10 protein-coding genes, 1 tRNA gene and 1 pseudogene are annotated in these 21,470 nt (G+C 44.8%); 9 read left to right on the forward strand and 3 right to left on the reverse strand.

From position 1 onward, the window contains the following. Position 1: 1 nt before the first annotated feature. A tRNA-Pro gene (locus tag B4A24_RS13865) sits at positions 2-75 on the reverse strand. 576 nt (positions 76-651) lie between these two features. Here B4A24_RS13865 and B4A24_RS13870 point away from each other — a divergent pair. From B4A24_RS13870 to B4A24_RS13905, 8 genes are read left to right on the forward strand one after another with little or no spacing between them, the layout of a single operon-like run. Beyond that, complete coding sequence (locus B4A24_RS13870; protein ID WP_172396581.1) at positions 652-7,632, forward strand: type I polyketide synthase; 6,981 nt, start codon at positions 652-654, stop codon at positions 7,630-7,632. Between the two features lie 19 nt (positions 7,633-7,651). Continuing rightward, positions 7,652-11,893: a type I polyketide synthase gene (locus B4A24_RS13875; RefSeq protein ID WP_172396580.1), complete on the forward strand. Its 4,242-nt coding sequence runs from the start codon at positions 7,652-7,654 to the stop codon at positions 11,891-11,893. Continuing rightward, positions 11,881-12,180, forward strand: a complete 300-nt coding sequence (locus B4A24_RS13880; RefSeq protein WP_172396579.1) for an acyl carrier protein — start codon at positions 11,881-11,883, stop codon at positions 12,178-12,180. Before B4A24_RS13875 ends, B4A24_RS13880 begins: the two co-directional genes overlap by 13 nt. Continuing rightward, a complete protein-coding gene (locus B4A24_RS13885) occupies positions 12,171-12,953 on the forward strand; it encodes an alpha/beta fold hydrolase (protein ID WP_172396578.1) in 783 nt (260 codons plus the stop codon). Before B4A24_RS13880 ends, B4A24_RS13885 begins: the two co-directional genes overlap by 10 nt. After that, positions 12,946-15,351, forward strand: a complete 2,406-nt coding sequence (locus B4A24_RS13890; protein ID WP_172396577.1) for a glycosyltransferase — start codon at positions 12,946-12,948, stop codon at positions 15,349-15,351. The genes B4A24_RS13885 and B4A24_RS13890 overlap by 8 nt, the downstream gene beginning before the upstream one ends. Positions 15,352-15,354: 3 nt before the next feature. Beyond that, positions 15,355-16,626 (forward strand): condensation domain-containing protein, encoded by a 1,272-nt coding sequence (locus B4A24_RS13895; RefSeq protein ID WP_172396576.1) that lies wholly within the window; start codon positions 15,355-15,357, stop codon positions 16,624-16,626. After that, positions 16,623-17,888 (forward strand): condensation domain-containing protein, encoded by a 1,266-nt coding sequence (locus tag B4A24_RS13900; RefSeq protein ID WP_172396575.1) that lies wholly within the window; start codon positions 16,623-16,625, stop codon positions 17,886-17,888. The genes B4A24_RS13895 and B4A24_RS13900 overlap by 4 nt, the downstream gene beginning before the upstream one ends. Beyond that, on the forward strand, positions 17,885-18,421 hold the full coding sequence (locus B4A24_RS13905) for a hypothetical protein (protein WP_172396574.1): 537 nt from the start codon (positions 17,885-17,887) through the stop codon (positions 18,419-18,421). Before B4A24_RS13900 ends, B4A24_RS13905 begins: the two co-directional genes overlap by 4 nt. Before the next feature lie 220 nt (positions 18,422-18,641). On the opposite strand, the gene B4A24_RS13910 is transcribed toward B4A24_RS13905, so the two are convergent. Together B4A24_RS13910 and B4A24_RS13915 are read right to left on the reverse strand one after the other, a co-directional pair. Next, entirely contained in the window at positions 18,642-20,561 is a 1,920-nt protein-coding gene (locus tag B4A24_RS13910) for a tetratricopeptide repeat protein (protein WP_293945832.1), read from the reverse strand. 15 nt (positions 20,562-20,576) lie between these two features. Next, a pseudogene (locus tag B4A24_RS13915) lies at positions 20,577-20,747 on the reverse strand (hypothetical protein); the annotation flags it as partial. On the opposite strand from B4A24_RS13915, the gene B4A24_RS13920 reads away from it, so the two are divergent. Then, on the forward strand, positions 20,685-21,266 hold the full coding sequence (locus B4A24_RS13920) for a hypothetical protein (protein WP_288812737.1): 582 nt from the start codon (positions 20,685-20,687) through the stop codon (positions 21,264-21,266). The pseudogene B4A24_RS13915 and the gene B4A24_RS13920 overlap by 63 nt on opposite strands. Positions 21,267-21,470 lie beyond the last annotated feature (204 nt).

The raw sequence follows: 21,470 nt of genomic DNA on the forward strand, positions 1-21,470 counted from the left end.
GTCGGGGTGGCAGGATTCGAACCTACGACCTCCACATCCCAAATGTGGCGCGATACCGGGCTACGCTACACCCCGAAAAAGGTATCACCTTTGTTTTGTGTGGCACAAATATACGCTTCTTTTGCATTCCCTGCAAGAATAACCACAAAAATAACACTAATCAACTGATATATTGAATCTTATTTATAATCAACCAAATAGTTAAATATAGATTTATATACAAACCTTAATATTGATATTATCTACAAGTTTTTTATATCCCCAATAGACTCAACAGGTACTTGTGACAACTATTATAGGATTAAAGCTTATCAAAGCATTATCACCAAAACATTATACAGAAAGTCTTTTGAGATAAAATTATCCATTTAGTTATTCCCGTTTAAGGGAAGTATTTATTTTTCTTAAAATTCAGCATTGAAAAACAAATTTAAATCTGATTTTCAATAAATTTGTAGCTTCTTGGTTAATAATACTCAGCCATTTACTCCTTTTTTGTTAAAAAATCATTATCAAATTACCTTTATTATTAAAAATATAACAAAAATTAATTACTTTTATTCCACCATAACAACCCTCCTATCAAAGCCACGACGATTTTGATTTTTGTTATGGGATCTCCTGCTATTATATTTTCAATATCATCAATGCATGAAAAATTTAACCATTATTGGATTAACACCTTTTGAAAAGCCTGACGTCAACCTCATGCCCAAACTCCATCAGGCGGGTGCATTTCCCGTATTAAGTTTAGGACACGACTTAGCCAGCGCTCAGGAAGCACTGAATCGATTTGATCAGACTGCTCTCTTTAATTATGGAATTTATTTTCCAAATGATAAATTGCTATCCCTCCAAATTCCGGAGAAGGTAAATCTTATCATTCTTCCTTTTGGCACTTGTGCTCCCACCGCCGAACACCTGCCTATTGTGTATCAAGTCAACAGCCTAGAAGAAGCTTTGTTGGCAAAAAAGCTTAATGCAAAAGGAATTATCATAAAAGGAAATGAAGCCGGAGGCCTCGTCGGTTATGAATCCACATTTGTCCTCTTCCAACGAATTATCCAAGAAATCCAATCGATACCTGTTTGGGTACAAGGTGGCATAGGCCTGCATACCGCCGCTGCCGCAAAAGCCCTTGGTGCCACTGGAATCGTATTGGACAGTCAGCTTGCGCTATTTCCCGAAAGCTCGGTTCCCCAGAGCTTCAAAACGCTCTGTGAAAAACTAAACGGTACAGAAACGAAGCTTATTGCCAACCATCGCGTACTGGTACGGCCAAACTCACCGACTCTCTCGGATCAGGTAGATTCAAACGAACTCACAACGTATTTCAAAGACCTTGATCCGACAACGAGTTATATCCCTATGGGACAAGACATTTCTTTGGCAGCCGATCTTTATGAAGATTTCAGGACATTGAAAAAACTTATTTTCGGATTTAAAGAAGCCATGTACGGCCATCTAAAACAGGCTAAAGCCTTGCGTCCCATCGATCGGAATAATGCATTGGCAAAACAACTTGGCCTACGCTACCCGATAGCACAAGGGCCCATGACACGTGTCAGTGATGTTCCAGCTTTTGCCAATGCTGTAGCTGAAGCAGGAGCCTTACCTTTTGTTGCACTATCTCTACTGCAGGGTGAACAAGCCAAGACCCTGGTCTTGGAAACCAAACAGCTTGCCGGGGATAACCCTTGGGGCATAGGTATTTTAGGTTTTGCTCCACAAGAATTGCGTGAAGAACAGACGGCCTATATTCTTGAAGCTAAACCTCCGGTTGTCCTGATTGCTGGTGGCCGGCCTGCACAGGCAAAGGTCTTTGAAAAAGCAGGCATAACAACATTTCTCCATGTACCTTCGCCAGCACTACTCGACATGTTCCTCAAAGAAGGCGCAAAAAATTTCATATTTGAGGGACGTGAATGTGGTGGTCATGTGGGACCTCTTTCAAGCACCGTGCTCTGGGAAAAACAGATTGAGCGTATCTTAAAAGAGGATCATCCGGAACAGATCAGCGTTTTCTTTGCCGGTGGTATCCACAATGCTTTTTCCACAGCTTTTGTTTCTATCATGGCAGCTCCTTTAGCTGCACGTGGCGTCAAGATAGGCGTATTGATGGGAACCGCATATCTCTACACACAAGAAGCTGTAAGCACCGGAGCGATTCAGGAAGAGTTCCAGATCCAAGCAATGCAAGCCAAAGATACTGTCCTTTTGGAGACCGCGCCTGGCCATGAAACACGCTGTCTAAATACAGCATTTGCTCAACATTTTAACCGGGAGAAATCCAAACTTTTGGCTGCTGGTGTAGATAAAAAAGAGGTTTGGGAACAACTCGAAAAATTAAACGTCGGCCGTCTGCGTATCGCAGCCAAGGGTATTGACCGACAAGGTGATAAACTGATCAACATCCCTAAAAGTGAGCAATTGGACCTGGGTATGTATATGATTGGCCAAATTGCAACCATGCATGATCAGGTAATCTCTCTTAGTGATCTCCACCAGAACGTAGGCATCGACAATCAACAATATATTCAGAAAGCGCCCTTAACGGAAGAACCACTGTCCTGTGAAAAACCTTTGGATGTCGCTATTGTTGGGATGGAATGTATTTTTCCAGGAGCTAAAAATCTGGAAGAGTTTTGGCGAAATATAATCCTTGGAAAAGACAGCGTTACGGAGGTTCCGGATGAACGCTGGAACAAAGATATTTACTATCAGCCTGACGCAGACGGCCCTGATGTATCCCATTCAAAATGGGGTGGTTTTATTCCAAAAATTGATTTTGATCCCTTAGCATTTGGGATTCCACCACAATCGCTCGCGGCCATTGAGCCGACACAATTATTGACTTTATTGGTAGCTAAGCGGGCGATGGAAGATGCTGGTTACGGTGAGAAACAGATCAACCGGGAAAATATTTCGGTTATCATCGGTGCTGAAGGCGGTAATGACCTCGCTAATAGTTATAGCTTTAGAGGATACTACAAACAGGTCTTTGGTGAACTCCATGAAGAAGTAAAGGAAGCGTTTCCCCATACCACAGAAGACTCCTTCCCCGGTATTCTGGCCAATGTTATCGCAGGCCGGATTACCAATAGGCTAGATCTTGGTGGTAGAAATTTCACAGTGGATGCAGCCTGTGCCTCTTCTCTTGCAGCAATTGACCTGGCCTGTCAAGAACTTATTCTTGGTAAATCGGATATGGTACTTGCCGGAGGAGCTGACCTCCATAATGGCATTAACGATTACCTTATGTTTTCAAGCACACACGCACTCTCGCGCAAGGGACGTTGTGCCACATTTGACCGTGAGGCAGATGGGATTGCCCTTGGCGAAGGCGTTGCCATATTGGTACTCAAACGCTACGAAGACGCTGTACGCGATGGTGACCGCATCTACTCAGTCATCAAAGGTGTTGGCGGTTCCAGCGACGGTAAAGCGTTGGGGCTTACAGCTCCGCGAAAAATTGGTCAGGTACGTGCGCTAGAACGTGCCTATAACCAAGCGGGTATCAGCGCAGCATCTGTTGGTCTGGTGGAAGCACATGGTACAGGAACTGTCGTGGGTGATAAAACAGAACTAAGTGCACTGACTAATTTATTCAGTCGTTCAGGCGCCTTACCGGCACAAACGCATTTAGGGTCTGTCAAAACGCAGATCGGCCACACAAAATGTGCCGCAGGATTGGCAGGATTGATCAAAGCTTCTCTAGCTGTATTTCATGGGGTTAAACCACCGACACTTCACCTCCAACAGCCAAACGCGTATTATAATACGCAAACCAGCCCTTTTGCTTTTCATGCTGAAACTGGTTTATGGACAGAAAAAAGGCGTTATGCAGGCATCAGTGCTTTTGGATTTGGGGGAACGAATTTCCATGCTGTTATTGCAAACCATCCGCAGGAGGATAGTACAATCGCATTGCAGTGCTGGCCATCAGAACTGTTTGTCTTCCGTGGTGATGACTACGAAGAAGCTAAAGCTCAATTGGGGCAGGTAAAAGCATTGTTGGATATCAACGACAGCCTTCCGTTAAAAGATATCGCCTACAGTTTGGCTGTGTCATCTGAAAAAGCGGTCCAACTCAGCATTGTTGCAGATACTGCCGAAGATCTCATGATGAAAATTGAACTGGTATTATCCGGTATCGAAAGCAAAGACAGCTTTATCGTTAATCAACGTGCAGGTAAAACAGCCTTCTTGTTTCCCGGACAAGGGAGCCAGCGCATTAATATGGCACGTGATCTCTTTGTCGTTTTTCCAGCAATGCGAAAGCTTATAGTTCAGTATCCGGAACTGGAAAAAATCGTCTTCCCCGCAACTACATTCGACGCCGAATCCCTGAAACAACAAAAAGAGACCATTAAAGATACGCGTTTGGCGCAACCGCTTTTGGGTATTGTCGACCTGGCCTTGGCAAAGTTCCTCCAGTCCCTAGGTATTGTTCCGGATATGCTGGCAGGCCACAGCTACGGCGAATTACCGGCACTGTGCTTTGCTGGTGTATTTGACGAAGAACAATTAGTCGAACTGAGTAGCAAACGTGCCCAATCGATACTGGATTCGGTAGAGAATGGAGATCCAGGTACCATGGTTGCTGTTAACACAGATACCGAACGCTTAAGAGCAGTCCTCGCTCGCATTGAAGGCTGTTATCCGGTCAACTACAATTCACCTACACAATGTGTTGTCGCTGGCAGTACAGCAGCAATCGGAAAACTGATGGAGCTGTTAAAACAGGAACGTATTTCCGCAAAAAAACTTGAAGTAGCCTGCGCTTTCCATAGCCCTTTGGTTGCTGGATCAAAGACCCTTTATGCGAATGTATTAAAGGATGTTTCCTTCCGGAACATGCAAATACCCGTGTGGTCAAACACGACAACAGGTTTATACCCTAGTTCAGCATCGGAAATAAAGGCGCAACTAACAGATCATTTGATCCAACCTGTACGCTTTGTTGAACAACTTCAGGCAATGTATGCGGATGGCGCACGAATATTTATTGAGGTAGGCCCGGGCAAAGTATTGACAGGCTTGACCAAAGCGTGCCTGGAGCAAGATCAATTAACATTATATGTGGAGGATAGCAACCGCAACAAATTGACACATTTGTTATGTATGCTCGCACAATATCTAGGAACAGGCCGCAATTTTTCGATTGATAAACTTTTTGAAGGCCGTCAAGTTCAACTTATTCACCTGGATCAACCAGATATCTATAAGAAAAGCCCCACTATCTGGCGTGTCAATGGACAGGCTGCACATCCGACAACGGGAAGTTTGCCCGTAAATGGTGCATTACCATTAGTAAGACCGATCAAAATGAGTAATCTTAACAACCCTATTGCTGCAACGACAGAAGCACAACCTGCTGCCGAGCGTATGCTGCAAGAATATTTAAACAGCATGAAAATGCTGATCCAGGCACAACGTGATGTGATGCTTTCCTTTTTAGGGCAAAACCCACATGCAATGCCAATGCCGGTCTATTCAAGTGAAGTATCAGATGGAGCAGCAGATCGTTTAGCGCCATCACCTGTTCAGCCAATCCGCAACGAGAAATCTATTATCGTACCTGCCTCAGAAACATCAACCAAAGATATTAAAGCTTTATTGTTACAGGTGGTGAGCGATAAGACGGGTTATCCCCACGAAATGCTGGGGATGGAAATGGACCTGGAGGCTGATCTCAGTATCGATTCCATAAAACGGGTCGAAATTATTGGGACTTTACGCAATGAACTCGGTACACTGACTTTTGATCTTGCAAATGAAGATACGGTCATGGAGCAACTCGCAGCCATAAAGACATTAAATGGTTTGTTGTCTTGGTTAACGGAATTCACCCGTGTCGCAGCCGCGACAGCAACAGCTGTTTCAACCGCAGACCCCACTTTGCCGGCAGCAAGCAAGTCTGTATTCTCCCTTGCAGAATTACAGACAGCGATCCTGGACATCGTCAGTGAAAAAACCGGTTATCCAAAGGAGATGTTAGGATTGGATTTGGACCTAGAAGCAGATTTGAGCATAGATTCCATCAAACGTATGGAAATCATTGCCGAACTCAAAACGAAGATCGGTTTTGGGGAAGATCTCGAACATGCGGAAGATCTGACGGAAACTTTGGCCGCGATTAAAACCCTGAATGGTCTGGCCTCCTGGATCAGTGAAGTCGGCAATACAGCGCCTGCACAGAGTTTCTTATCAAGACTTCGCTTTGATCTGACCCCTGCAGATAACGTTTCAGCACAACATATCGAAATTCTGCAAGGCAAACGTTTTGCCATTGCCCCAGATCATGGTCAACAGACAATAGCCATCAAAACCATGCTCGAAAAACATGGTGCTATTGCAGAATTGGTCAATCCGGAAAATGACCTTGCCGTTTTTGATGGTTTAATTATCTCCGATATATTTTCTGCGACCGTAGAGCATAATATTATAGACCAAGTCGATCTGATCAAAAAAATGGACCTGGATCGGGCAAAATGGGTTTATTTGATTTCGGATATCCCGGCACATGTAGCGAAAACAAATGATACACACACCCTGCGCCGTTATCAAGGCTACCCTGGACTATTTAAGAGTTTGGCCCGTGAGTTTGAACAGACCAACTGCAGGTTGATCAGTTTAAACACACCACAGGAAACGGATCAGATCGCAGAAATCGCTCTAAAAGAAATCTTAACCACAGACAAAACCGTAGAGGTCATCTACAAAAATGACCAGCGTCATACGCTCGATATTATTCCTTCACCACTCGCGATGGGCGGCGAAGAAGTGCAAATCCAATTGGACCAAAAGTCCGTTGTCCTTGTGCTTGGCGGGGGGCAAGGCATCACCTCAGAGCTGGTGAAACATATGTCAGCCTCTTATCCTTGCACCTACATCCTTGTGGGTAGGTCGGCAGATCCCAGAAAAGATACTTCGATCACAAAGGAGTTAGAAACAATGACTTCCAAGGAGCAGATCAGGACTCAGCTCATCAAATCGGGCCTATTCCATGCTCCGGCACAAATCGAAAAGGAGACAGTCCGCATCTTTAAGAACAATCAGATCCTGCGTACTATCCAAGATATGGAACGCTTGGGAAACACTGTCGTCTATAAGTCGCTGGATCTTTGTGATGAGGCTGGGTTAGCTACTTTACTCCATAAGATATATGAGCAATATGGTCAACTCGATGGTGTTATTCATGGTGCCGGCCTGTTGGAAGATAAACTTTTCAAACAAAAAACAATACATTCTTTTGGACGTGTCTTTGATACCAAAGTAAAACCATTGCGCGTATTGGCGGAACAACTACGTTCAGATTGTCAATTCGTCGTCTTGTTCTCCAGTATTGCATCTGTTTACGGCAACAAAGGACAGACAGATTATGCAGCAGCAAATAGTGTATTGGATGATTATGCCAACGTTTTGAATAAACGGCTGAAAGGTAAGGTCATTTCAATCAACTGGGGGCCATGGAAAGGTGCAGGTATGGTTTCGCAGACCTTGGAGACAGAATATGAGCGTCGCGGCATCTCGCTTATTCCGTTGGATGAAGGAAAAGAAATTTTCCTCAACGAGATTAAGTACGGCACGGAAAGCCAGGTGTTAATTATGTCAGGCAACAATTGGTAATCCCTCATAGCTATTGATTATGAAGAAAACAGACATTGCCATCGTCGGTTTATCCTGTGTGTTTCCGGGGGCACAGGACGCCAATATGTTCTGGCAAAATATCATCAATAAGGTAGACTCCACCGAATTTGCTCCAGCTGATCGCATTGATCCGATCCATTTTAGTGATAGCTCAGGGACGGTAGATCGTTTTTATTGCAAACGGGGTGGTTTTCTCCACGATTACACCTTCGATCCCACGACATTTGGCATCTTGCCACTTGCCGTCGCGGGTACCGAGCCAGATCATCTACTCGCACTTGATCTGGTGCAAAAGGCATTGGAAGATGCTGGCATATTCCAAAAGCAAATGTCTCTGGAAAGAGCCGGAATTATCATCGGAAAAGGAAACTATACCGGGCCGGGTGCAACCCGCGCCATAGAAATCGTACGCACAGGTGAACAGATTTCAGCACTCTTACAAGAACTTTTACCACAGGTACCTGCAGCAGATATCGAAAAAGTAAAACAAGCATTTCAGGAACGAAAGGGGCGTTTTGCCCCCGATACGGCCATGGGATTAATTCCCAACCTTGTCGCTTCGCTTGTCGCCAACCGCTTCAATCTGGGGGGAGTGGCTTTTACTGTCGATGCAGCCTGTGCAAGTGCGCTGATTGCTGTGGACCATGCCGTACAAGAGTTGCAGCGTGGCCGTAGTGACCTGATGATTGCGGGAGGAGTACACACGGGACAAAATGCTGCTTTTTGGAGCATCTTTGCTCAGTTGGGCGCGCTATCACGCAACCAGCAGATCAAACCTTTTAGCGTAGATGCGGATGGTCTCCTGATCGGTGAAGGCTGTGGCTTTGTGGTATTGAAACGGCTCGATGATGCTGTACGTGACCAAGATAAAATCTATGCTGTCATCAAAGGTGTAGGGGTGAGCAGTGATGGCCATGGTACCAGTGTGATGAGTCCATCGGTGAAAGGTCAGCTAAAAGCACTACAACAGGCTTGGGCGAATGCTGAGCTGGACGAAAAACAAATCGGTTACCTGGAAGCACACGGCACGGGAACTCCGCTTGGTGATAAAATAGAACTGCAGACCCTTTCCCAATTTTTCGGAAAAGAGGAGACAGCTCCCGTTGCGGGCATCGGTTCCGTCAAATCTAATATTGGTCATGCCATGCCTGCGGCAGGAATTGCGGGCCTCATAAAAACCTGCCTGGCGCTATATCATGATATACTGCCGCCTACGCTTTATTGTGACAATCCGATTTCAGACATGCAGGCCACACGGTTTACACCTGTACAGGAAGCAAAAAGCTGGTCAAAAGCAGGGCTACCTAAAGTGGCAGCAGTCAATGCCTTTGGTTTTGGTGGTATTAACGCACACGTAGTCTTAACAGGCTACAATATGCCCAAAAAAGATCCTGTCCTGTTACTTGCCCGGCCGACACATGCGGAACTGCTTTCTGCCTTACAGCATAACGACACAACAGTAGGTGAAGGTAATTACCGCCTGGCTCTATTTGATCCAACACCGGAACGGATTGAAAAAGCGATCAAAATCGTTGCAAAAGATAAAGCCTGGCGCAATAAACAGGATATTTGGTATACCTCTACACCCCTATTACAAGAAGGGGGCAAGGTTGCCTTTGTCTTCCCGGGTTTAGATGGTTTAGCTAAGGGTGAAGTAGACTCTGTCAGCCATTATTTTGGACTGACAGCGCCCATAATAACGGAAGGTGAAGGTTTATTGAGCGATGCACTGGGTATTTTCAATGCCTGTAGCATCCTTGATAATTCCCTAAAAAAACTAGGGATCTATCCCGATATGAACGCCGGACATAGTTTGGGGGAATGGTTAGCGGGTTATTCTTCGGAACTGGCAGAAGCAAGTTCGGTCAAAGATCTTATTGATGTACTTGACCCAAAAACATTTGAACTAAAGGATTCCAAATTTATTGCTATCGGAACAGGACTTAAGGAAATTACGCCTTTGATATCCGAGATCTCCAATATTTATGTTTCCAATGACAACTGTCCTCATCAGGTCATACTCTGTGGCAGTAATGCTGCTTTGGAGGAGCTTGTCCCGCTCTTGAAAGCGAAACAGATATTTCATCAGATCCTACCCTTCCAGTCTGGCTTCCACTCGCCTTTTGTGGCAGACAAGCTGGACCTGATCCTGGCGGGCATGGAGAAAGTACAGTTTCAGCAAACGAAGATTCCTTTGTGGTCAGCCACGACATTAATGCCTTACCCATCCGATCAGCAGGCTGTCCGCCAATTGAGCGCTGAACACCTTATTCAACCAGTCCGTTTTCGTGAGCTGACAGAAAAATTATACGAGGAGGGAGCCCGTTTCTTTATCCAGGTAGGGACAGGTGGATTGATCGGCTTTATTGACGACACCTTAAAAGGAAAAGCATTTAGCACATTGGCTTCCAGTGTGGCAACACGTTCGGCACTTGCACAGCTACAACGTGTCGTCGCAGCATTATTTGTGGAGGGTAAAACAGTAGCGCTGGATTTTCTGGCATTACAAAAACCCACAAAAAAAGCAACAAATAAAGGTATTAAATTGCAGCTTGGCTCGCCTATCGTGCGTAATTTTGAGGCCGTCAAAGATCTAGGAAAATCTTTGCCCACAGCCCAGCCACAACTTGCCACCCATACCGCTATAAGCGGAAATAATTCGCTAGTGCAGGCATTTCAGGAGAATATCGCCGATATGGCACGGATGCAGGAAGAAGTATTAACCCTCTTTCAAAACCGAACTGCCGCTGGTATTACCGCAACTGTTGAATCCCCACCTGTCCTGGAAAAACCGATAGAAAGACATTTCGCAAAAAGGCTACAGGTCAATTTGGACAGTCATCCCTACCTGATTGACCATAGCCTGCTGCGACAGCCAAAGGGATGGTCCGAAGTCGCAGACATGGAACCGGTGATTCCGATGACTATGATCTTTGAGTTGCTCGCAGAAATCGCCTTAGCAGAACAACCCGCAACCAAGATCCACAAAATCATGCAGGTAAGTGTGTTTCAATGGATGAACGTGGCCAAACCTTTTGAAAAAATGATCAAAGGTGAATGGCGTACCCCACAGCTTGCCTATCTGGAAATTGAGAATTTCGTAAATGCGGAAGTGGCTTTGTCTGTGGCATACCCTTTAGCTCCAAGCTTTGACCTTTCCATAGGGGAAAGCTTGCCCATCACACGTACTTCTGAAGAAATCTATGAGAAGCACATGTTTCATGGGACAGCCTATCAAGGAATCGTAGAGGTGACTGCCGTAGGGAAAAAGGGTATAACAGGCAAGATCAAAGGCAACGGTGGTAAAGGCTCCTTATTGGATAATGCGGGACAATTGTTTGGTCTATGGTTGCAACTTACGCTCACAAAAGATCGCATTGCATTCCCTGTAAAAATCAAGGAAATAGAATTTTTCGACGACATACATAACCAGGATGGTCTATTCGAATGTACCTGTGCGTTAACCGAGCTGAACGAGGAGTTTGCTATCGCAAACATTACCCTCCAACGAAACGGAAAAGTATGGTGTGCGATCCGTGGCTGGCAAAACAGAAGATTGGAGATCGACGAAGCGCTATGGAATGTCTCCATGTCGCCATTGCATAATCGCCTATCAACAGAAATTGCACCAGCTATTTTCTTCTTTCATCAGGCATATACCCGTGTCGCTTCCTGGGATTTTATCCTGAAACGTTATTTCAACCAAACGGAAAAACAACATTACCAACAACTGTTGCCCAATCGTCGAAAAAGCTGGATGGTGAGCCGTGTTGCGGTAAAAGATGCGGTACGACAGCTGCTGAGCCTCCAGAAAAACCCTTGCTATCCTATTACGTTTGAGATCCGCTCGGATGAAGCAGGCAAGCCTTATCTGTTGGGCGATATGACAAACGATATTCATATCTCACTGGCTCATAAAGGTAAGGATGCAGTAGCTATAGCCAGACAGCATAAACCAGTCGGCATAGATATGGAAGTCATCGCGGAACGTAGTGCTGGTTTTTACCCACTGGTTTTTACCGATGCGGAAATGGAGCTGCTCAAAGACAGGGAACAGGACGAATGGACAACCCGTTTTTGGGTAGCAAAGGAAGCTTATGGCAAGTTCCTCGGCACCGGCTTAAAAGGTAACCCAAAAAGACACGAAGTAGAACGTATCGAGGGAGATCATCTCTGGATCAATCAAATAGAAATAAAAACGATCAAATACCAAAATTATATTATCGGATGGACACTGTAAACACGACAAAAAAATTGAATCACGAGGAATTATTCGCCCTGTTAAAAGGTTTTATAACGGAAGTTATCGGCGAAGAATTTGTAGAAGAGATGGATATCACACCGGAAAGTTCCTTTACGAAAGATCTGGAAATGGACAGCATTGAAATTGTTTCTTTTTCAGAGAAAATCAAAGCACATTTTGGTGACCAGATTGATTTCACCGGTTGGCTATCTTCAATGGACCTAGATCAACTGATCAATCTTGACCTCCGTATGATCATCAATTATATCTACGAATGCCAATAATTACGGTAAACAATAGGAAAGTTCACATACAAGAACTTAACAAAGGTGCTGAACATACCCTGGTACTAATCCACGGTATGTTCAGCAACCTCTCTATTTACTATTTTAATATCGCTCCCATCCTGGCGCAGCATTTTCACATAGTCATGTATGACCTCAAAAGTCATGGTATGAGCGAACGTGCAATGGAAGGCTATGATCTCGATAACATGTCATCCGATCTGGTTGCTTTATTGGATAATCTGCAACTCCAAAACGTCCATCTTTTGGGATATAGTTTTGGTGGACTTATTGCACTTAAGACAGCCTTGCAGATACCTAACCGTGTAGAACGGCTAGTCGTTATGGAGGCTCCGGATCCGCAGGATGAGAAAGCACGTAATATTATCGATGAATATAGCAAAGAATTTTTGGAACATTACATCGCCAATTTTACAGATACCACAAAAATGAAGATGGGAAAACGACAGTTTGAAAAAAATCATCGTCTCTACGAATTTTTATTCAATCAGACGAGCATCAAAGCGGATATGATCAAAGAGAAATATTTCCTCCATGAAATGGATACAACGGCGTTGCCACCGTCCACCCTGCTGCTGTATGGAGATACTTCCAACTGTAAACCAACGGGTGAATGGCTGCAAGCAAAAATCCCCGGTGCTCAACTTGAGCTTATTCCTGGAGATCATAATATTCCGATACAAGAACCTGTACAGATTGCTGAAACTATCCTTGATTTTTTATCTAACCCTTTATTACAAAACCATGGCTAAATTTGTGTTTGTTGTCCCCCCACTAACAGGTCATGTCAATCCAACGTTGAGTATCGGTGCTGAACTATTGGAAAGAGGACATGAGGTGGCCTGGATCAGTCTTGACAAAAACTTAACCGATAAACTTCCGACTGGCGGAAAACTATTGCTTATTCAGTATGACCAGAGCGATGAAGAAAAGAAAGAAAGCGAACAATATCTCGATATCATATCAAAAAAGATTGTTTATGGTATCGATAGCATCAAATTTCTGTATGAAGATGTACTTATCCCTTTAAATAGACATTGTTATAAGGGTATTCTTACTTTATTGGAAGCATTTGCGCCCGATCAGGTCATTGGAGACCATCAATTATTCGCCGCAGCCATTGTAGCAAAAAAACTGGGACTGTGCTATGTGACCACTGTCACGGCTCCTGCAGCAATTAAAATTGTCAGCGAGCTTCCGAAAGTCCACGAGTGGGAACAAAAGCAGATCATCGCCTTGCAACAGGAACTGGGCGTATCGGGCAATAAGTCTTTGGACTGTTCGGAACTACTTACGCTCGTCTTGACATCCCGTTATTTCTTTGGGGAGATGGAGCTCGCGCCAAACTATCAGTTTACAGGCCCTGTTTTGTCGGAGCGCAGGGTATCCACGGTATTTGACTGGGCTAAACTCCATGCAAATACCCGAAAAAAAATCCTGGTCAGCATCGGCACCACCTTTGACCATGAGCATAAGAAAGCATTTTTCCAAAAAGTAATCGATGCCTTTGCCGGCGAGGACTTGACTGTCGTTGTTGTTTCAGATCCGCAGCTATTTGAATCCTGGCCTCAGAATTTCATGGTTTATCAACACATCCCACAACTGGATTTGTTACCGCATCTCGATGCAGTCGTATGCCATGGTGGCCATAATACCGTTTCCGAAACGCTGATGCAGGGTTTGCCACTTGTGGTCATTCCAATTGCTTATGACCAGTCGCATGTAGCTGGCCGCGTAGCTCGTACTGGCGCCGGTGAACGACTGAATTTCAATCGCTTTAAAGCGCATCATTTAAAAGAAAGTGTCCATACGATCCTCAGCAATCCATCTTACCGCGAAGCGGCAGAAACTGTTCGCCAGTCTTTTAGGGATGCCGGAGGCACAAAAACCGCCGCAAACTTATTAGAACAAGCGGTATCTTCCCGCACTCCACGGACGGAACTGCCAGCGAAGTTTCTCTTTGTTGTACCACCATTTTTTGGACACATCAGCCCAACATTAAGTGTCGGGGCGAGCCTACTTGCCCGCGGACATGAGGTCAGATGGTTTGGCATTACCCCCCTGGCAGATCATCATATCCCTGCAGGTGGAAGTTATATCTATCCTGAAGAGGAATTAAGCCCTTTTCAGGAAGAACTCCAGCATTTATTAAAGCGTCAGGACGACGGCCCTTCCTGCTCTGGCCCAGAAGTCATGAAACTGGCTTTGGAAGAAACTTATGTCCCTATCGCGAAAATGATGATGCCGGGATTAGAACGCCTTCTTGACCAATGGCAGCCCGATGTGATCATAAACGACTGCATCACTTTTGGCGGGGCGCTATTCGCTCATAAACATCAGATTCCTTGCGTAACAACAACGCCAGTTCCACCAGATGTCATGGGTGATACGGAAAAAAGTGCCCCTAAGATATTTGAGTGGCAGCAAAACCTGATCAAAGATCTCCAAAAGGCAGTAGGAATTTATGATGAGGGAATCTTTATACACTCTCATCAGCTCAACCTTATATTTACATCTCAGGCATTTGCCGGTTTTGAGACGGTACCACCACACATGAAATTTGTCGGCCCGGTCAAAGGACGTCCGAATAACACGCCTTTTGACTGGGACCGCCTGGCCGCAAGTAACACACCAAAGGTATTTGTATCTCTAGGCACATTGTTGGTGGATATCCGAAAAGCGTTTTTCGGGAAACTGATCGAGGCTTTTAAGGATCAGCCGGTTACCATTATTGCAGCTACTCCGCCAGAGATATTCGAAGAATGGCCTTCCAATTTTATTGTGAGCGGATTTGTACCTCAATCCGAACTGATGCCACACATGGATATGGTCATTTGCCACGGTGGCTTCAATACGGTGAACGATACCTTTACGAACGGTCTACCCATGCTGATCACGCCGATTGCCTATGATCATTTTCATACGGCCAAACTCATTGAACAGGCCGGCTGCGGATTGAGCATCCGGTACAAGCGCCTGCGCATTGATACCCTACGCGACACTGTATTTGAGTTATTGAATAATCCCAAATACAGAAATGCCGCTAAGGAGGTACAAAAAACTTTTCAAACAGCGGGTGGCAACGATCAGGCTGTAGCGCTATTGGAAGGCTTTGTAAAACAAGAATGTTCGACGTTGGCACAGATATAGGCTATGAAAAGAAAACTACTATTTGGTGAACGCATGCTGCTAGGGGATGGAACCGAACCGTTCAACGCAGTTATTCCCTTTCGGCTACATGGTATTTTCAAAGAAGAAGAAATCAGATATGCCTTGGGTCGACTTCAGGAAAAACATCCTTGGTTAAAAGCGCTCATCCAATATGATGAGCAGCATATACCCTGGTTTCAAGTTCCGGAGGCAACCGTATCCATCCCGATACGGTTGGTAAATCGAGAAAATGAAGATGACTGGCAGGAGGAGTCCAAACAGGAATGGCATTCGACCTTCGATTATCAGACTAAACCTTTAATCCGATTTGTCTGGATTAAGGGAGAAGTAGTTTCGGATATGCTCTTTGTATTCCATCATTGCCTCTGCGATGGTGGTTCGGCTATGGCCCTATTATATGAATTTTTAAAGGTGTTAGACAATCCTAATGCAGAAATCGGACTAGAGAATCCTATTCTTGGTATTGAAGATGTGGTACCAGCGCATATTCTGCAGAGTGGCAAGAAGCAATTCAAAGCAAAAACAATCGGCCGATTAGCAGCTTTGGCCATTAAATGCATTCCTGTCGGCAGAAAAGTGATTGACCGGCAGACAGACTATTTGATTCATTGGAAGTTTGACAAAAAAACCAGTGAACAACTGATTTCCTATTGTAAATCACGGGGTATCACCGTCAACACATTTTTAGGGGCAACGGTGCTGGAGGCATTTCGGAAAGTACGCGGGGCGGCAGCTTTCAATAAAGTCTCCTGTCCCGTGGATATCAGACGTTTTGCTCCCCAGATAAAAGATGATCATATTTTTGCGTTCGGATTGATGATCGTCATGTCTTTGAATCAAAAATTGAACTTTATGGATAATCTCCGGTTGATGCAGACAGAAGTGGAACGCAAAACAGCAAAACTCAATCCATATATCACCATGATGGTCATGGAATCTGCCCACGATGCGCTAAAAAACTTCACGCGGCTGTTAAAACGGGGCAAGTCATCCAACGATTGTATGTTTTCCAATTTGGGGCGTATACAGATCCCCGATCAATACCGCACATTCAGCCTGGAAACTGTCTTTAGTCCATCCGTCATTGGTCCTCTGGGCAACACAACGACAATGGTCACTTCTACCTTTCGTGGACAGATGGATTTCTCCTTTATGGGAAGTGAGGGCTATTTACCACAAGCCGAAGCACTCGCCATCCGCGATGAGATCATAGGTCGGATCAGGCAACAATTAGATTATAAGACGGCATCATGATCAAAAGAAAACTAATGATGGTGGAACGTATCATGTATATCGATATCGAAACACCACTGAATTGTGTATTTACGGCAAAGATCAAGGGCGAGATCATCGAAGAACATCTTCGAAACGCGTTAGTAAAAATTCAGCACAAACATCCTTTGCTCCGATCGTCCATCCAAATCGAGCATACACAACAGCCTTACTTTGTTGTGAAGGATGATATGGCGCCTATTCCACTCCATATCGTCAAGCGCCAAACAGATATGGATTGGCTCACTGAATCAAAAGGGGAATGGTATCGCTCATTTAAAATTGACAGCAAGCCGCTAGCGCAATTGATATGGATCAAAGGGAGTTCTGTTTCGGAATTGCTTTGGGTATTACCCCATTGTGTCTGTGATGGAACCAGTATTGTCACCTTGATGCGCGAACTGCTTGAGCTTCTGGATAATCCGGATAATGAACTCATCCCCTACCCGCTTTTTAAATCGGTTAACGAATTCCTGCCACAGAACTTCGACATTCAGAAAAAATCACGTAAAGCGAAGTGCTATTTGTTGTTGGCAAGGTTCTTCCTTTTCCTGCAACGAAAGAGCAGAAAAAGAAATTCTGGGAAAAACTATGCAATACACTGGAAACTTGATATAGAAAAAACTGCTGCCATAACCCAAGGCTGTAAAGATCAAGGTATTTCTGTCCATGCGCTCCTATGCTCAGCATTTATGCAAGCTTTTCGGGAGATACAGGGGAAGGCTTCGAAAAATAAAGTGATCAGCCCCGTAGATATCCGCCATTTTATCCCAGAAATCAAACAGGACCATATGTTTGCTTTTGCCCCAACGGTAGAGCTTTCTTTAAAGAAAGGGAGCAAGAGCATTTTGAACAGTGCGAAAGATATCAAAGCAACACTTGCGCAGAAAATGGAAAAGGTAGTGGCTCGTGAGCTGCTATGGATGGGTGAACAAATGCATCCACTTGTGGATCGCATGATTGGTATGCTAAAATCGAGCCCGGGCGGGCATGATATCACCCTTTCCAATATGGGTAAGATTCATATCCCAAACGCGTATGACAACTTCACTTTGGAGACTATATATAGTCCGACAGTGGCTTTTCCCTGGCTGAATTCAAATACTTTGGTTGTGACGACATTTAATCAACAAATGGATTTTACGTTTATGTCCAATGAAGATTTTTTACCAAAAGAAGAAGCTATTAAAATAAAAGATAAGGCGATTACATTAATGACCTTATCCTTATCGAATGACACATGACAAGACTTGCTGAAACCAAGAAAATAAAAAAAACAACACTCAGGCGCTTTTTAAGAAAGCGTGCAATTTATTATATTCTTCCCAATGTATTCTTCAATTTCCTGGTTGCTTATGCGAGCTTTCAGGAACTGGGTTATACCCATTTTTTTGCTGGTCCTCAAAGTCTGGCCCGACTGACGCTACCTATGGCCATATTTTTACCTGTCGTCCTTACCATGGATATTATCAAACGGGTGATCGCGGCCATCGAACAGGAGTCGATCGAATTAACGTTAGATAATGAACTGAATAGGAATAGATTTATTATGAAGCTCTGTCTCATCCATGGTTTTGTAACGGGTTTATTTGTATTCATTTGTCTTCTATTGGCACAATATAACCTGTCTACACACTACAAACTAAATGCAACTGCTATGGCTATTTTAGATGCGCTGCTCGCAGGTGTGTTATCAATTTTGTTCACATACCTACCAATCAAGAAATTAAGAAAGCATTTGTCTGAGTCATCATTAAAAACACAGAAAATAGAATAAAATTAGCTTACGATTGTATTTTATCATTTAAGAATCGTCGGTAAACATTGGTTTTGTGAGATAAATATACATATAGTTTCAGGCCTTCTTGTAAATGGATCTTTATTTTCTCAGAAATGCAATTACCGTAATGTATTGATTTTTGGTTTTGTTGACTGTTAGGATTAAACAAAAAAGCGCTAACTTTCGTTAGCGCTTTTTCAATCATCAAAAATTGCGGTTACTTTTTGTTCAATTTCTGTAAACGCTCTTTTGCCGACGGGACGACATCATCATCTTTTTCATAATTTTCAATCACACTTTTCAACGTACTCTTCGCTTGGAAAGTATTGCCTTTACGCGCATAGGCATCTGCAAGCAATATGAAGCTCTTGGCCACCCAATATTCCTGGGCCTCCCTATTGTTGATCACATCAAAAGCAGTTTCTTGGGCTTTATCGTATTCTTTGTTATCATATTGCAGTTGCGCCACACGGTACCGTGCCTCTGCCCCAACCTCCGTCTGACTCTTCAGCGCGGCCAGATTGAGCTCATTCATGGCTGACACTATATTCTTTTCCTGCAGCAAGGCTCTGCCACTGTATAAATGTGCTTTGGCAATTTCCTCTTCTGTTGCACCATCGTAATTCTTTATAAACTGCACATATTTGGCCATCTGCTCCATATCGCCGAGTTCGAAATAACAGATCATCAGGTTAGTTACCGCATAGCCATAGTTCTTTTTATATTCGGAAGTTAACTCCAACTTTTTGAGGTGCACAATAGCTTCATTGTATTCCTTCAGGTCTAGGTAGAGCGCAGCCACCGTCAGCAAGGTATTCTCCGTATACTTGCTTGTCCAATCGTTCAGGATGATATTCAGATCGTGCAGCGCTTCCTGCGGATGCCCGGTCTTGTACGAACTCACCCCACGGATGTAACGCGCGAATTTCTCTTGTTTCGGTTTCGGGAATTTATCAAAGTAGGCATTGATCGCTTCCACAGCAGCTCCGTATTCTCCTCGGGCAAAGAGGGAATGGGCTGCCTGGAAAGCCTGGTCATCCTGCTCCGCAGGACTCAGATTCCCTACATTGCTACCGATCGCATAGCGGATATAGCTCGTGGCATCGCCCTGATCGAGGTAGATATTTTCAATGAAACGCATCGCCTGCTCTGCCTCGGCGGTTCGCGCATATTTCTCCACCACCTGTTGGAAGGTGGCCTTCGCTGGTTCGGGTTCATCGTTATTGTACTGCACAAGCCCGATGGTCATCAGCGCACGCGGAACATAGCTGCTGCGTGGGTACTTTTCGATCATTGCTTGTAACCCTTTGAGCGCATTCTCATAATCGCCCATCGTGAAATAGGTGTAAGGGATCTCAAAGGCCGCATCATCGGCATAGTTCGAAGCCGGAAATTGTTTCAGAACGGATCGCAGGGTACTGAGCTTGGTTTCATTGTCGCCCTGCAATCCAAAGAGTACACCGCGTTGGAACAACGCATAGTCCTGATTGGGCGCTTTGCCGTTGATCAGCTTGTCGTAGTAGCTGTTGGCCCGGCTGTAATCGCGCAGGCACAGATACGAATCGCCCAGACGTGCGATGACGTCATACCGTATATTTTCATCCACGGTACTACCTCCGGCCTTCAGAAAGCGCTCAAAATAATCGGCTGCCAGTGCGAAACGGTTATTTCGGTAAGCCGCATAGGCCAGCCCATAATTGGCATAATTATAGACTTCGTTGTTTTTTGCCGCAGGCAAGCTCAGGAAACGGGAGAAATTTTCCACGGCCTCCCCGAATTTACGCACTTCATACATCGCCTCCGCTTTCCAGTAGGTGGCCAGGGCCGCCATTTCCGCATTGATCGGAAATTTTTCCGAACGCATAAACATGGATATGCTATTTTCGAAAGCACGCTCATTATAAAACTCCAATCCGCGATAGTAGGTTACCTTTTGATAGATCGCATCGACTTCCCGGCCACGCTCCTTCAGCGATTCCAGCATGCTGACACCGGCATGGAAGTTGGTCGTCCCGCGCAGGATTTCAGCGGATAGTATCTCCGGACTTTCCTGTCTTTTGGCACCCGGATCTACAGGTTTCACTTCCTGAGCGATATATTTCTCGAGAACTTGCTGGGCGGCCTGGGTGGAGTCCATGGCAAACAGGACTTTGGCGTAGTTAAAGAGCGCATCGGCTTTCACTTGCCGGTCGAGATCTAGTTTCGTCGCTTTGACAAAGGCATTTCGTGCCGCTTGCTTGTCGCCCGTTTCCAGGGCTATATGGCCCAAGGTCATGATCGCGCCCTGATAAAATGCATCCGAAGGTTTCATCGATTCCAACATACCGCTCGCTCTTTTGTATTCGCCGGCCCCGTAGGCCAGATAGCTGATGCGGTAATTGTCAATATTGCTTTGCGAAGCGTCCGGATGACGTTTCATCAACTCATGGTAATACGCCTGTTTATATTTTTGTTGTGCCAAATAGGTGCTGGTGGCAATCTGACGCAGCTCCGTTTCGATCGCGTCGCGGTTGATAAGTTGCATATTCGGGCTCCGGCGCACTTTGACGGCATCGGCCAGCATCGGCCGGTAATCGCGTACGACATCAATGGAATCCATGGTCTGGACTTGCTCCGCAGTCCGTTGCTCGGGCAGCTGCTGCTTTTCTTTTTGCTGCGGCTGTTGCTTCTCTTTCTGCTGTTTCACCACTTCCTGCGCATGCCCTGTAAACAGCATAGCCGAAAGTGCTCCAGTAAGCAGGCATTTCAGGTAGTTGTCGCCGATTCTTTCTTTCAATATCATTGTTCGTCCGTATTTCTGAGTTTTTCCAAACGTTCCTTTGCCGAGGAGGCAATAATGTAATCTTCCTTAGCTAGTAGAGCCAAAACTAAAGAATTCCAACCACATTGGGTAAATCATCGAAAAAAATTTGGTTCCTAAAAAACAATTTATAGGTCCCATCTCGTTTACGCGATTTCCCATTCTTGCTATCGGCAATTAAATTGATACAATAATGGAGCCAAGAAGAAAAAGGCCTAAAGTGAGAGAAACAAAAAAAGCCCTAAC

Origin of the sequence: Sphingobacterium sp. UBA7249 (assembly GCF_002472835.1) — a bacterium.
Classification (GTDB): Bacteria; Bacteroidota; Bacteroidia; order Sphingobacteriales; family Sphingobacteriaceae; genus Sphingobacterium; species Sphingobacterium prati.